8 protein-coding genes and 3 pseudogenes are annotated in these 14,470 nt (G+C 54.9%); 5 read left to right on the top strand and 6 right to left on the bottom strand.

Annotation, left to right across the window (positions count from 1 at the left end):
* Positions 1-52 precede the first annotated feature (52 nt).
* The 3 genes and pseudogenes from RTX79_RS06410 to RTX79_RS06400 form a co-directional block, all read left to right on the top strand.
* Positions 53-811, top strand: a pseudogene (locus tag RTX79_RS06410) (IS3 family transposase); the annotation flags it as partial.
* 264 nt (positions 812-1,075) lie between these two features.
* A complete protein-coding gene (locus RTX79_RS06405; RefSeq protein WP_312682826.1) occupies positions 1,076-2,194 on the top strand; it encodes an AAA family ATPase in 1,119 nt (372 codons plus the stop codon).
* Positions 2,184-2,924, top strand: coding sequence for a hypothetical protein (locus RTX79_RS06400; RefSeq protein WP_312682823.1), 741 nt, complete (start codon positions 2,184-2,186; stop codon positions 2,922-2,924). Before RTX79_RS06405 ends, RTX79_RS06400 begins: the two co-directional genes overlap by 11 nt.
* A 518-nt stretch (positions 2,925-3,442) precedes the next feature.
* On the opposite strand, the pseudogene RTX79_RS18295 reads toward RTX79_RS06400, so the two are convergent.
* The 6 genes and pseudogenes from RTX79_RS18295 to RTX79_RS06365 all read right to left on the bottom strand — a co-directional run.
* A pseudogene (locus RTX79_RS18295) lies at positions 3,443-3,574 on the bottom strand (transposase); the annotation flags it as partial.
* A 597-nt stretch (positions 3,575-4,171) separates the two neighbouring features.
* A complete protein-coding gene (locus tag RTX79_RS06390) occupies positions 4,172-7,246 on the bottom strand; it encodes a metallophosphoesterase (RefSeq protein ID WP_312682822.1) in 3,075 nt (1,024 codons plus the stop codon).
* A gap of 552 nt (positions 7,247-7,798) precedes the next feature.
* On the bottom strand, positions 7,799-9,634 hold the full coding sequence (locus RTX79_RS06380; protein WP_312682819.1) for a caspase family protein: 1,836 nt from the start codon (positions 9,632-9,634) through the stop codon (positions 7,799-7,801).
* Positions 9,635-10,001: 367 nt separating this feature from the next.
* Positions 10,002-10,850, bottom strand: a pseudogene (locus tag RTX79_RS06375) (magnesium chelatase domain-containing protein); the annotation flags it as partial.
* 129 nt (positions 10,851-10,979) lie between these two features.
* On the bottom strand, positions 10,980-12,350 hold the full coding sequence (locus RTX79_RS06370) for a HipA domain-containing protein (RefSeq protein ID WP_312682818.1): 1,371 nt from the start codon (positions 12,348-12,350) through the stop codon (positions 10,980-10,982).
* Positions 12,347-12,616 (bottom strand): helix-turn-helix domain-containing protein, encoded by a 270-nt coding sequence (locus tag RTX79_RS06365; RefSeq protein WP_312682815.1) that lies wholly within the window; start codon positions 12,614-12,616, stop codon positions 12,347-12,349. The genes RTX79_RS06370 and RTX79_RS06365 overlap by 4 nt, the downstream gene beginning before the upstream one ends.
* Positions 12,617-12,887: 271 nt before the next feature.
* On the opposite strand from RTX79_RS06365, the gene RTX79_RS06360 reads away from it, so the two are divergent.
* Both RTX79_RS06360 and RTX79_RS06355 read left to right on the top strand, forming a co-directional pair.
* The gene (locus tag RTX79_RS06360; protein ID WP_312683022.1) at positions 12,888-13,838 is read left to right on the top strand and encodes a glutathione S-transferase family protein; all 951 of its coding nucleotides are present in this window, start codon (positions 12,888-12,890) and stop codon (positions 13,836-13,838) included.
* Positions 13,839-14,045: 207 nt separating this feature from the next.
* The gene (locus RTX79_RS06355; RefSeq protein WP_057508509.1) at positions 14,046-14,432 is read left to right on the top strand and encodes a glycine zipper 2TM domain-containing protein; all 387 of its coding nucleotides are present in this window, start codon (positions 14,046-14,048) and stop codon (positions 14,430-14,432) included.
* Positions 14,433-14,470: the final 38 nt, after the last annotated feature.

Below are 14,470 nucleotides of genomic sequence, written 5' to 3'. Positions count from 1 at the left end.
GCCATCTTCTTTGATGATGGGCCAGAGCCGTCACCGACCATCATCGCGAAGGATGAAAGAGTCGGCAAGCGATCGCGATAGAGACGATCACCGATTGCTGGGACTGATCAAGCACAGCTGGCTGGAAAGCGGTTCCGTGTATGGCCACCGCAAAGTGACCACAGATCTGCGCGAGCTTAGCGAAACGTGTAGTCGTCGTCGCGTGGCGCGCTTGATGAAGGGCGAGGGGCTGCGGGCTACGGTCGGCGATCACGCCCATTGAGCGGCCCTGTCGGATCAGTTCCCAAGAACGTTCTAGCTCGTGGCTTCAAGGTCAGTGAACCAAATCGCGCTTGGGTCACGGACATCACCTAAATCCGAACGTACAACGGTCTCTTGTACTTAGCGGTAGTGCTTGATCCTTCTTCGCGTCAGGTCGTTGGATGGGCAACCCGGCCAACTCAGCATACGGACCTGGTTTTGCAAGCGTTGTTGGCCGCAGTATGGCGGCACAGCCCAAGTGCTGGGCTTCTGCTTCGCTCCGACCACGGCACGCAGTTCACCAGTGAAGACTGACAGAGCTTCCTGCGCGAGCACGACATCGTGTGCAGCCTGAGTCGACGAGGCAATTGCCATGACAACGCGGCGATGTAGAACTTCTTCCAGCTGCTGAAGCGGGAGCGGATCAAGCGGAGGATCTACAGCAATCACGACGAGGCACGTGCGGATGTCATCCAGTACATCGAGATGCTCTACAACCTAAAACGGCGGCACAGTTCCAAAGATGGGCTGTCCGGTAGAGTTTGAGAAGCGGTACGCACTAAACGGCTGACAACTTTCTACAAAACCCTGAGTGATTTATAGATAGCCCACGTGATTCGGTAAATAAAAATAAATGCATGCATGAGATCCTCGCCAAGCTGGAGCCAAGATCATCTGGGTAAGAACTACAAAATTAAGGCTTAGACCAACAAAAAGGGAGGATCAGGCCGCCCTAAGTATGATCGCATCATTGGATGAGACGCACGCCGTAATTTTTTTACGGGAAGATCATGTTCTGGTGCTAGACTGCACCACCCAGTCTAGGAGTGTGGTGATGCTAAAGCGCTTCGAAGTGAAGAACTTCAAGAATTTTGGAGAGAACTTTGTATTTGATCTATCCAAGACCAATGCCTACGAATTCAATAAAAATTGCGTCATTGAAGGGTTAGTTAATAAAGCTATTATTTATGGATACAATGGGGTCGGAAAGTCAAACCTTGGCTTCGCAATCTTTGATCTGATTTCGCACATCACAGATCGTCAGAAGGGCGTTAGATCTTATAATAACTATCTATTTGCCGGTGCTCAGTGTGAGATGGCTATTTTTAGATATACTTTTGCTGTGGCTGGTGGCGAGGTTTACTACGAATATGGCAAGTCGGATCTTGAGACTATTGTATATGAAAAGCTACTTGTAAATGGAGGTGATTTTGCTTCCATTGATCGCAGGGATAGTAGTATTGCCAACATCAATGTGCTGGGGGCAGAAACGCTGAAGCGTGATGTTGGCGATTCTATGATATCTATTGTTCAGTATATCAAGAATAATGTAGTCCTTGATGAAAATTTTGACAATCAATGTTTTTCGAGTTTTCTATCTTTCGTCGATGGAATGTTATTCTTTAGATCGCTAGATAGCAATCATTACATCGGATTCGAGCAGGGCTCGTCTGGCATTCAGTCAGACATCATTGCCAATGGAGGGATTGATGATTTTGAGAGATTCCTCAACGATTCTGGCATCAATTGTAAGCTCGCGGTTGTCAGTGGGGAGGACGGTTCTTACATAGCACTTGATTTTGGCGGAAAGAAGATACGATTTTTTGATGTGGCATCTCAGGGCACAAAATCTTTGGCTCTGTTCTATTATTGGTACAAACGATTGAAGGGGGGGGATTCGAAAGTTAGATTTCTGTTCGTGGATGAATTTGATGCCTTCTATCACTACAGCCTTTCAATAAAAGTAATTGAGCTTCTAACGGAGATAAAGGCGCAGGTAATTGTTACGACTCACAATACGTCCGTCATGACTAACGATTTACTTCGCCCTGATTGCTATTTCTTCATATCTGGCAAAGGGATAGAGTCGCTCTCAAATAGCACTCCAAAGGAGCTGAGGGAAGCGCACAATATTGAAAAAATGTACCGCGCGGGGGCGTTCGGTGGCCAGTAACATTCTTTTTGTGTTTGAAGGTGAAGTCACTGAGAGGCGGATCTGGAATGTGCTTGAAAGCTTTTATTTCAAGGGCCGCGATATCCCCGTGGTCTGTGCGATATATGGTGGTGAGATATATAGTCTATTTCACAAGCTAAAGGCAGACTCTGATCTAGACTTGTTCTCCATTCTCAAGGCGGATGATAAGAATGCTGAATGTCTTGGCCTGCTGTCGCGTGATGAAATATCGGAGATCTACTTATTCTTTGATTACGACGGGCATGCGACAGCAGCATCTGATGAAAAGATTTCGGAAATGCTCGATCTTTTTTGCGAGGAAACCGATAAAGGCAAGCTCTACATTAGCTACCCAATGGTGGAGGCATTGCGGCATCACAATCCGGATGTTGATTTTCGGGCTGTTACGGCAGAGTGCAAGAGGAAAATCGGGTACAAGAATGTAGTTCATCAGACTTCAAGTGCTGCTTATCGCGATGTAACAAGTTATTCTGATGGGCAATGGGCGCATGTGTGTTCGGAGCATTGCCGAAAGCTAAATGTATTGATGCTTGATAATTTTGAATTTCCCGAGGAATATTTTGATCAGTCCTCGGTTTTTAAGATGCAATTAGAGAAGTACATTGGGCCAACATCAGAAGTTGCTGTTCTCAGCGCGTTCCCGATTTTCCTCTTGGATTATTACGGGAGTTCAGAATTCAAGAGGATGCTTAGGCCTGACCAGGGATAAGAGTGATCTTTGCCTTTACGGCGATTATTCTTGATATTCTTTGGTGTATCCTCAAGCATCCCGCCGATGAGGCGCACCGTCTACGTGCGATGAAACGCTCCAGCGAAGCAAATTTTCGACTACTGGACCGCCGTGATGTGCTCCTTTCAGTTTTACCTGCACGGCCTGCGCATTGGGCAACGAGCGCTGCTCGGGGAACCAGTAGCGGGTGACGTCGACCCCAATCAGCAACCCTTCGTCATCGCCCATCGGCGCGAGGTAGGGCGCCGACAACGGCTCCAGGCAGAACGCGGCTTAGATCCGCGCCTGCATAGCAGCGAAGGACGCCGCCGCTAAGCCGACTTCCCTGATGCAGGTCATCTCGCTGCCATGGAATTCGCCTTGAAGCGCCGATGCGGCCAGGCGCTTGCGTGCGATAAGTGCCAGGATCAGGCCGTCGGCGTCGGTGAAGTTGATCGATTTCGAATTCCAACATCCTTCGAAAGTGAAGCGTTCCTGGCCTTCGGCATTGCGCTGAGCATGCGCGTCTTTTCCGCCTCCGAGTCCTTTAGCCGCCTAGCTTGGAGCACGTTCATGCCACCCAACTTACGACGCCACAGATAGTAGGAGGCGTCATTGAAGCCCTGCCGGCACAGGTCCTTGATCGGCATGCCCGTTTCGGCTTCGCGCAGGACGCCAATGATCTGTTCTTCGGGCTTTTCAACAGACGAATGTCAGGTCAAAGCGCTTCGTCAGGTCCAATCTCCTTGTCATTGAGGATTGGCCTCCAAACCGGCGCGCGACTCAAACTCGGCTTGACGTGGTCGAGCGGCATTAACTTGGCCATACAGTAGCCTCTAGTTTAAAAGGAGCCAGAAGGTCATTTTTAAACGCGACTTGCGCCATTTGATACGCGACAGTTAAGCCTGATGCATTCCTCGAGAGAAGGCCGGTCGTGTAGGTTAAGCGAATCCCTTGTCGACACGTAATAATGGTGTGCGCTGGTCAGGCGGGATTTTTGGTTTACGTCTACCTTGCCGAGCGAAGCGTTTTTTGCCAACTGCGCGCGTACGCTATTAATTTCCTGGCTTAACAAGTCGTAAGCAAGCTCATACAGGTCGGCATTCGATATGATGCTTTCCTCGTACATGAAGAAGCTATCTCCGTAAGGGCGGCGACACCGCTAGGAACTCAAAGGTGTAAATGGGCCTGGCGCCGTCCCAACACTCGACGAGGCGCCGCCAGGATTAACATGTGTGTGGCAAGAATTAGCCAATCTTTCTGCCGCCGGACGCGTATGCGATTTGATGTTGTTGCGTGAGCGGGATTTCAATCGTTGAAGCTATCCATCTCATGTCATGCTCAGACGTCTTGAACATATAGAGTCTTGTTAAAACCAAGAGCTTGATGATTCGGTTGGCTATAAGGTCCGATTTTTTTAATTCGTAGAGATCTTGTAGTAATACGCGCGGTATTGGCTTTGCGCTATCAAGGCGAACCGCGAGCTCGATGATCCTGTAAGCCGTTGATACTTCTTCGCGATCTGTGTCTTTTAGCGTCGATCCTTTGACTGCGTCTGCAATCTCCTCACTGAGATCATCGGAATTAATGCTCGCCGCTGCGTGAGCTATGATCCCTACAGAGATCGACTGAATTATTTCGGCAAGAAATCTGCGCGCCAGCTTGTCTCGTTGGGAGGTGTCAGAGACCTTGCCGGTCTCTTCGATAGCCTTCTTCACCCGTGAGAGGGTTCTATCCGAATTGTCACCAACACTATTGAAGAAGCGGTTGATCGCCTTCAGGTTGCCATCGAACAGGGTGTGTAGCAGGTCTCGCTTAACCGGCCTGCGTATTGTGGAATACTGATTTTTTAATATCTGTCCGAGTATCTCGGTCGTTTTGAAAAGCATGATGATCTGGGAGGAGAGACTCAGGCTCTCTGAAGTTTCCTCCACGTCCATCATGCCATCACGGCTCCCATCCCCTTCGTCCATCTCGTCCATTTCTCGATTTTTCTTATCACGATGCTCTTCAGGCGTGCCGCCGTGATAGATAAGTGCTGGGGCGTCCGAGATTAGTTCATTTATGGGCGTTGTATCGCCATTGAAATGAATTGGATCAAACCCATGGAAGAGTTTGGTCATGGAATCTTTCATTGTGCTCAGCAGCCACTCATTATTTGAGTGGTGCGCTAGGAATAGTATCGTGTTCGCATGGTCACGGACGTACAGGTGGTTGCAGCATCTGGCGACATAGTTTTGGATGTTTGGATCAGTTAAGTTGGATGCCAGGTACCTTCCCTTCAGGTGGTAATACATGTATGGATAACGAAATTCGTACTCATCTCCGCATTCGATCAATATTCTTGCCGTCAGAAGTAATTCCAACTCTGCTTCGAAATTGCTACTGAAATACTCCGATGAGAAACGTTGATTGAAGTCGCGAAGTTGCTCCTTATTTAAGCGGCGTGATGGGCTCGCGCTGTATTCCCATGCTAAATAGGTCGCATATTGATAGTGGCTTGTCAGTTTTGCTCGACTAACTCCAGCTTTCATCAACGCTTCGGTTAGCAGGAACTCGTAGTAGTGTCCGAGGGAGCTCTCTTTCAAGTCCGCACTCTTGCCGGCGTTGACGCTTTGAAGAAGTGTCAGCAGATAGAGTGGTGCAGAAGGAATAAGCGACTTGTGCATGGCCGACGCAATCAGGCGCTCATTCCTATCGCATTCGCTGATGAGGTCTGCGCCGTCCATACTGCGGCCGCCCAAACCGATCCACCGTTTTACAAGCTCTGCACGCTTGGTATACCCAAAGGGTTGAATCTCATAGAACTCCATTTCGACGAGATCTTCCGTGTTGTCCTCCTCTAGAATTTCATCAAGACCAAATGAGCCGGACACTACGACAACCAAGTGGTCGGCCAGTTTCCGCAGGTAGGAGAGCATCTCCGCCCTGCCCTTGGTGTCGAGCACCTTCGCATCATCTATATCATCAACCAACAGTATTTTCTCGGAACGAGAGCGTCGGGTGATTTCATCTTGGCTTTCCTTTGCATATTGCTTGCGCACTGCATCGGCAACCAGAGAGTCGATATGGCTAGGTTTGGATCTTTTTATGTCAGCACCATTCAAGAGAACCGGTGCGAAGCCCTTGTCTAGATAACCAAGGAAAAGTTGGTAGAGCAAACTGGTGCTTCCCGTTCGCTCATCCGATTTAAGTATCACACCGCCCCTAGTCGAATCTGGTGCTAGCAGTACTTTGGCGTCGCTGAACTTGCTTGTCTTCCCCCGCTCGTGGACCTTGCGTAGATGTGGGTAGACGTAGATATCTTGCAGTGAGACGGGGACGCTGATGTCGGGGTGAGAGATGGCACCTGCATCCTCTATTACTCTTCTGAAGTCGGCTGCTAGCGTCGGCACACCGTTCTTTGGCGAGGGCATCTTCCAAGCGCGCGAGTTCGCGTCTCGCTTGTAGCCATCACCTGCGTAAGAAAACTCGGTGGCTGTAAAAACCATGTCGCCTAAATCAAGCTCTACCACGTAGAACCCAGTGTTGCTTAGATCAGTAGGGCTGTGTTGAAGAACTTTTCCCTCAATGTAGAGACTTGTCCCTGTTTCGGACTCATCAATCTGTCCCACATTTCCCTCATGTTCATGACCGCTCACCAGGATGCTTCCAAGCTCACGGAGATGTTTGCGAAATGGGCGATAGGAGCTTTGTGAGAACCAGTTTAGGGGGTGATGGAAAACTATAACTCGGGCATCCGATGCCTCCGCCGACGTTTTTTCTCTGTAGCGCTCGACAGGAAAGAAGAGATTCTTGTCTTCTCTCAGGTTAGACACCCAAGCGACGTTCAGGGCGTCAAAGACGATTTTCTTTCCCTCCGCATCAATTCTGTACGTGCGCCACAACCTGTCGCCGTCGAAATCCTTCCACGTTTCAATTTCGTCGCGGAATTTAAAAAACTCATTTTGGATCCGCGTACACGCGTTAATCACTGAGTCGTCCACGTCGCCTGAAGCCTGAACGCTCGCGATATTATTCTTTCGAGATCCATTATTCGTAGTGAAGTCACAGTCGTGATTTCCTGGGCATACCAGGATTTGCACGTCGCAGCGAGCTTCCTTCTTTAAACGCTTCTTAATTTCCTCGAGGAAAAGCCTGGCTGCCAAATATTGTTTCTTCGTTCCTGAGAACGCCACATCGCCAGAGACCACGATTACGATAAGGCTCGCTGTGGCAACGGAGGAATATAAAGAGCTTGCGATCGCCTCGCCCTTCTTCAGGATCGCGTCTCGGTCGGAGCGGATATGAATATCCGAAAGGTGAATCATGAGAACTGACATAAATCTTCCTTGGTTGCCTAGTCTGGGAGTGCACTCCAGTCGAGTCGACTCACCTGAGTCTCCCGAGTTCTATGTCCGTCCATCCCCCTGATGCTATAGTGCGACACGCAGCACATTACTGACAAGATGTGTCTATGCCTCTAAGACAGCCAAGGGCTTTGTAGGCAGTCGTCAGCCGTCTAGTGCGTACTGCTTCTCTGACTCAGCCGGAGACAGCCCTTTGTTGGAACTGCATCTTCGTGCCGATTTGCAGAACGCTTCGATGTACTGATCGTCATGAGCGCATGCCTCGTCGCCCCGCAACCTCCGTGACCTGCGCTACCGGGCGGCCCGTACTCAACGATCTGCATGACCGCTTCGATCTTGAACTCATCGGTGTACCACTTCGTGCTCATAATCACCTTCGCCTAAGCCATAGTTTGTGGCTGCGTGGGGTCTGCGGAACCCTGAGCGATTCATAGTGGCCTTGGACGCCGAACGAAGCGTCCGGTTCAGTGGCAGCGAAACCGGAGCAGTTAACTACCCATCGCTCCGTACCTCGCCGCCAAAATTCTAGAACCAGTTAAGCCGAGTGATAGCTAACCTGTACTCTTCTGCGGCCTTCAAGAATCCCCCGTAGTTGTCTCCAAATAGGCCTGCTTTGAACGGTGCCCACTGTTCACCTTCATCACGCGCGCGCACGAACGCGGCTTCAAGAGGCGCCTTTGAACTCCGACTATGCTTCCATCCGAATCTACCGACCGGGCCCCATACGCTTCGCTCTTCTTTCACATATGCCTGCGCCGACGCGAGTGCGAGTAGAACCTCAAACTCGTCAAACGCGTGCTCATAGGCGCGCCCGATGAACAATGCATCGTCAAGCCGCGGCTGAAGCAACTTGAAGAGATAGTCGCTCATAGGGGTGTGATGGCGTTCGTACCCAGGCAGGCGTTTGAACAGTTCGGTGCGACTGAACGCAAGAATTGCATCAGCTACCGCGCGGAAGGCAGGACGAGATTCTTCAGCTGTATGGATCTCAGTGGAAAACACATCCGCCAGCGTGTCATAGCGCCCTGCCGCCACGGCAGCGATACCAGCGCAATAGGATTGTAGGACAAGCGGGTACCAGCGGAGGTTCGACCAAACGGCCATCCCACCACTCGCCTCCAAGCGGTCAACCGAGCGAGCCAGGACTTTGCGTAGCACTGGTCGGTGTGCGTCACCCGCCCAGTACGCCAGACAGGCTTCAATCACCGACAGATCCAGCGTGCATTCCTCATAGGCAGCGAGCCGCTGGGTCAGCTCCTCATCACTGTATGAAACATCGTGGTTGAAACTGTCCTGTGCGGTTGCAGAAAGAAAGCGCTTCAGCTCATCAATGACAAAGTCATGCAGCTCAATCGCACGGTCAGGCTGGGCTAGCAAGTGCTTTGCACGCGAGACCTTGGATTCCAGCCCGGATCGCGTGTCCAACTCTTCCGGGTACGGCACCACGAACAGTGCGTCCTCACTGCTTGTGCCATCAGCATCAGCTACGTGCGGCATCCGGAAGATGAAGTCGCCATCTCCATCGATATGGCCATAATGTGGTGTTTGGAATGACCCTGCGTCTGCCGATACACGGCCGTACACGTACGCCATCAAGCCACTCGCGGTGAGCACGCCGCCCGCTGTTGCGGCGGCCCCGTCGAGTCCTTGCAGGAAGTGCCCGGTGAATACAGAGTGGCCAGGCAGCGGCCCGCCAGCATCAGCGACGGTTTCATCTGCCTTTCCGGCAGTTAAGACCTGACGAGAGATTCGCTTCAGCATGTCGTTGATAAAGCGAACACTGCCTGCACCAACGGCTCGGGTGACGGCTAAGCCTCCGTAGCAAGCATCCATCACAAACAAAATGTGCTTGGCCGCGATGATCTCCGCATTACGAGTCAACTCGTCCCATCGAAGCAGCGTCGAAAGATCATTCAAGTCCCCGTCGTGCGGCACCAAATAGCCGATCTCGCCACGCACTCCTCGTCGAGTAGCTCCGTGGCCGGCGAAGAATAAGACGACTCGATCATCAATTCCGACCGAATCCTGATCAGCGAAGCGAAGGAAGGCCCGCCGAATAGCTTCAGAAGTGGCATCTTCGTCCAAGAGCAATTGAACGTTCTCAGTCTGAAAGCCGTAATCGCGCGTTAGCCTGTCGTACACGGCGTTCGCATCATTGACCGCGTAACCCAGAGGCCCAGCATGCCGATAGCGATTGATTCCGATGATCAGGGCGTGACTTTGACCATAGCGGGGCCTAAGAAGGAATCGGATGTCGCGCACACTCTTCTCCATTTGCATGCATCGGTTCTGCTGAATCGTATTCCCTGCGAAGGAATCGAGCCACCGAAGGGCATCAGGATAGGTCGTGACCTCGTCCATTGACATTCAATGCTCGCTTCGACCAGTCCTCAGTACGCGACATCTCACCAGGCCCTTTAGCCCACCTCGGATGGTTTGCGATCCAGCTAGGAAGCGAGTAAGCCGCGGCCATCCAGGTGCTCTCGGACCGTCGCGAGGTCTTCGAGCCGACTACTAAACATAAGCGCTAAAGCAGTAGAACATTGAAACAGCGAAGCGGAGTTGTGCCGGCGGACCCAGCCGTCGGCATGCTGCCGACTGGGAATATACCCGCGCAGCTCTTGCACATTTGCTGGTGGACGTCGTTGCGGATCCACGCTCGCCGCCGAGGACGCCTTCGTCGCAGCCAGTCGCGTGTTTCATGGCTCTGTCGCGTCAATCGTGACTCGTGACAGCCGCCACCGGCCAACGCGGCCGGGCTGGCGCTGTGATGTGGCGCGCGGAAGGGGCGCTGGCGCCAACGCCGCGGGTCCAGCCCACTACCGCTGATCGATGCAATGGCCGCGCTCTGCAGCGCCTCGGCCTGGCTGGCTTCGGGCAGGATGCCGGCCAGCCGCGAAGCCAACAGGGTCTTGCCGCATCCGGGACTGCCGATCAGCAGCAGATGGTGGCCGCCGGCCGCAGCGACTTCCAGCGCACGTCGCGCATGGGGTTGGCCGCGCACATCGGTGAGGTCCAGCGGCGGATCCGCCTCGATGCTGGCACGCTCCGCGCGCGGCAGCCGCGAAGGATTCTCGACCGATGCGCAGACCTCCAGCAGCGTGCGCGCCACGCGGACGTCGGCATGCTCGGCCAGCGCGGCCTCGGCAGCATTGGCCGGCGGCACGAAAAGTGTGCGGTTGGCCTCGGCGGCTGCGATGGCGGCAGGCAACACGCCATCGACAGGCCGCAGCTCGCCGGTGAGCGCGAGCTCTGCCACGTACTCGTGGCGGACCACCTGCTGCGGGTCCAGCTGGCCACTAGCGGCCAGGATGCCCATCGCGATGGCCAGATCGAAGCGGCCGCCTTCCTTGGGCAGATCCGCCGGCCCCAGGTTGATGGTGATGCGCCGCTGCGGGTAGTCGAAACGCGCACAGAGCAAGGCCGCGCGAACGCGCTCACGCGATTCGCGGACGGTGGTTTCAGGCAGGCCGACAATCTGGGTAGCGGGCAAGCCACCGGACAGATGCACCTCGACACGAACCAGCGGCGCATCGGCGCCGGCACGGGCGCGGCTGTGGACCAGCGCGAGGCTCATGCGGTGACTCCATCGGATGCAGGAATCCAGTGTGGTGCCGATAGCGCGGCGTGAATGTCGGCGGTTGGTTCACAGGTTGGTAAGCGTACGCCGCTTGGGTGGTGTCGCCTGTTCGACACACGATTCGGCTCAGGAACTCAGCTGCTTCGCCATCGGCTTGATGACCAGTTCGATCACTGTACGCAGCATGCGCATCTCGCCTTGAAGCGCCGCTCCTGCTACGCCTGCCCATTGCGGGTTCTCAGACTCGATTTCCGCAAGCACCGAGGCGGCCCGCGGTACGATGTCGGACGTCATTTCGGAGAGTCGCCGCTGTGCCAGACGAGTGGGTAGGCCCAGCTTCACGCCGGCCTGCACCAGTAGGTCGGGTGTCATCTCTGCAAACCGCACTGTACCCAGTAGGTCCCACGCAAGCGTGGATGCCTGCGGCCAGCTCGCGTCCTCTTGCTTGTAAGCGTAACTGCGCCCTGCGACCGTGCTGAGAAGGTCGTAGTGCGGTGCCAGAGTGATGCCATCAGCACCGAGCAAGAAACTCAGGTTCTTCAAGTGAGCGTCATCGTTGCCGGTCAGCACGTTGAACACCAACCAGTCGAAGAGTCTGCTGCGCGTGCTCAGTCTCTCGCGACAGTGCGTGACTACCGCTTCGAGCACCGCGATGCTCCCCGCCGAGTACTTGTCATTGCGCTGAAGATTCAATAGTTGGCAGGCGTCGATGGCATGCAGGCGACGCGTGTTTCCTTCGTCCACTACCCGATCAAAGCGTTCGATCAGAAAGATCGGCTCCGGTACGTAACGCCGGCGCACCTGCGGCACCATCAGACCCACTTCGGCCGCAAGCCGCATAACGAAATACTCGTTGATCACCGTGTGCGGATAGTCAGCATCGGTGCTGTGCGGCTTCAGGATATGGGTTGTGGCTTCCGCACCAATGGGTTCGTAAAGCAATCCCTTTTCTTCGATGACACCCAGCTTGTGCTGTGCGCCAGCGAGTGACATTCGCTTCTCAGCGCCGCCAGCCAGCGAATGGCGCGGGAGGTCGCGGATGCGCCGCGCCAGCTCGGCGTCTGGCAGCGGTGCCCGACTACTCGGCTCAAGCGTCAGGTTTGGGGGGAGCAGAGTGAGTGATCCTGCTGATTCAGCCCCGTAGCAGGTGAGCAGGGCGAAGTCATCGCTGCCGCGGACTCCGGCATCCTGTGCCATGCGTGCACGTTGCTGGGCTTCTGGCAGCAGATTGTCGAAGTACCACTGCACCGGGCGCGAGGTACTTCCATCCAGAATGGTACCGATACTTCGTGGAAGCCACGGAGACAGGTCGAAGCTGCCCGGGAGGTCAAGCCATCCAGGTGCGTACTCGAAACGCCAGAGGTTGCGGTATTCGTGCAGAGTACCGACATGCTGGCCGTCCCACGTGGCCAGCAATGAGCGGTCCTGCTGTGCCAAGGCGTCTGCAGTGACTTCGACGGCAGTCGTCGGCTCTGCCCGGATGAAGCGCTGGCTCATTCAGCACCACCGCGCTGCTTGATCGGCGTCTGCAGCAGCGACGCGGCAGCATCTGGTACGTCGATTTCTACCTGGATGCCCAGCTCGGTGAGAACCTGAAAAAGCTTCTGCCACTGCACGGTTCCTCCCCCGCGCTCTACCTTGGCCAGGAAGTTTTCACTGACGCCGATACCTTCAGCGGTATCGTCCTGGCGCATGCCCTGCGACTTGCGCGTCGCCCGGACCAGAGGCCCTAGCTCGTCATAGTTCTTTAGGAGGAACTTCATTGGAATCCTTACATTCATCAGGATTTTCCGGCTTCTTGTGTGACTCTATACCGAATTCCTCATGTTTGTAAGGATTTTGATGGAATATTACGCGGCTGCGGTCGAATCCTCATGATCATGAGGATTTAGGGCGTGACCCGGAGTGCGGATCTCAGGGATCTTCCAATTCAGCGCTTCGTTCGCTTGATCACTTTTGGTGAACTTCACGCTCTACGTCACGTTGCCGAACACTACGCTAAAAGAAACCGACATCACACAAAGGTTCCCACCGATGGGCATGTTGGTAAATGGCGAATGGCAGACCGGTACCGCGGGCAGCGCAAGCGAAGACGGGCACTTCCATCGCGAAGAATCCACCTTCCGCCGCTGGCTCACCGCCAACGGTGAGTGCGCGCCGAACGGACAACCGGCCTTGATGGCCGAACCGGAGCGATTCCGCCTGTATGTCAGCCTGGCCTGCCCGTGGGCCCATCGCGCGCTGATCGTGCGGGCGCTCAAGGGACTGGAGCCGCTGATCCCGTTGTCCATCGTCAACTGGCACATGGGCGACAACGGCTGGAACTTCGCGCCCGGCCCCTTGGTGACGCCGGATCCGGAGCGCAACGCGGACTATCTGCATCAGCTGTATCAGGCCGCCAAGCCCGGCATGACCGGCAAAGCGACCGTTCCCGTGCTGTGGGACCGCGAGAAGGGCGAGATCGTCAGCAACGAATCCGCCGACATCATCCGCATGTTCAACGATGCCTACGATCACCTGGGCGCGAGGCCGGGTAACTACTACCCGGAGGCGCTGCGGACAGAGATCGACCGCATCAACGAACGCGTTTACAGCACCCTCAACAACGGCGTGTACCAGGCTGGCTTCGCTGCCACGCAGGAGGCCTACGACGAGGCGATCGTGCCCTTGTTCGACACGCTGGAGTGGCTGGATGGTTTGTTGACGGATCAGCAGTGGCTGGTCGGTGGCGTGATGACCGAAGCCGACATCAGACTGTTCACCACCTTGATCCGCTTCGACTCGGTTTATTACGTGCACTTCAAGTGCAATGTGAAACGCATCGCGGACTACCCGGCACTGCATGCCTTCGTGGAACGGATGATGGCCATCCCGGGGGTGGGGGGAACGGTCAATTTCGAGCACATCAAGCACCACTACTACGGCAGCCATAAGCACATCAATCCGTCCGGCATCGTGCCCGCGGGGCCTGCGGTCGCTTACTGAGGGGAGGGGTCAGACGGCCACTTCCAAGCGCCATCCATGGCCCATTTCGCGTGCCCGCGACAACGCCCGCCCCAACCTGAACAGGCGCCGGTTCATCTCCGGGTACGCAATGTTCCGGCAATCTTCGGCGACGAGATTGATTCGTGCGGGGACAGCACAACGCCCGCTCCCCGCAACTGATCACCTGTCCTATTGGAGGATTTGACGATGCTTACCTCAACCGCTTCCGTATTCCGTGGCCTGGCCCTGGCGTTGGCACTCACCGCCGGCGTTACCGTCGCCAGCGACGCCGACGCGATGTCGCGCAAGGACAAGAACACGGCGATCGGTGCCGTGGTCGGTGGTGTCGCAGGTCACGTCCTGTCCAATGGCGACCCGATGATGACCGTCGGCGGTGCCGTGGCCGGCGGTGCAATCGGTAACGTGACCACCAAGGATCGCCGCGACAACCGCAACTATCGCTACGATCGTGATCGTCGCTATGACCGCAACCATCGCTATGAGCGCAACACCCGTTACGACCGTCGCGATGACCGCCGTCATTGGAACAACGGCCGTCGTGGCAATGACCGCCATCATGGTGGGTGGCGCTGAGTTGATTCCGGCATCGGGGTGACGGCCAGCGGCCGTCA

The organism is Stenotrophomonas chelatiphaga, from assembly GCF_032054965.1.
Lineage (GTDB): Bacteria > Pseudomonadota > Gammaproteobacteria > Xanthomonadales > Xanthomonadaceae > Stenotrophomonas > Stenotrophomonas chelatiphaga.
This window is presented reverse-complemented; position numbering and strand designations above follow the sequence as displayed.

What these genes read in the sequence shown, in the direction of transcription:
- RTX79_RS06405 (WP_312682826.1), top strand. Translation starts at nt 1,076, where the DNA reads ATGCTAAAGCGCTTCGAAGTGAAGAACTTCAAGAATTTTGGAGAGAAC.
- RTX79_RS06390 (WP_312682822.1), bottom strand. Translation starts at nt 7,246, where the DNA reads ATGTCAGTTCTCATGATTCACCTTTCGGATATTCATATCCGCTCCGAC.
- RTX79_RS06380 (WP_312682819.1), bottom strand. Translation starts at nt 9,634, where the DNA reads ATGGACGAGGTCACGACCTATCCTGATGCCCTTCGGTGGCTCGATTCC.
- RTX79_RS06370 (WP_312682818.1), bottom strand. Translation starts at nt 12,350, where the DNA reads ATGAGCCAGCGCTTCATCCGGGCAGAGCCGACGACTGCCGTCGAAGTC.
- RTX79_RS06365 (WP_312682815.1), bottom strand. Translation starts at nt 12,616, where the DNA reads ATGAAGTTCCTCCTAAAGAACTATGACGAGCTAGGGCCTCTGGTCCGG.
- RTX79_RS06360 (WP_312683022.1), top strand. Translation starts at nt 12,888, where the DNA reads ATGGGCATGTTGGTAAATGGCGAATGGCAGACCGGTACCGCGGGCAGC.
- RTX79_RS06355 (WP_057508509.1), top strand. Translation starts at nt 14,046, where the DNA reads ATGCTTACCTCAACCGCTTCCGTATTCCGTGGCCTGGCCCTGGCGTTG.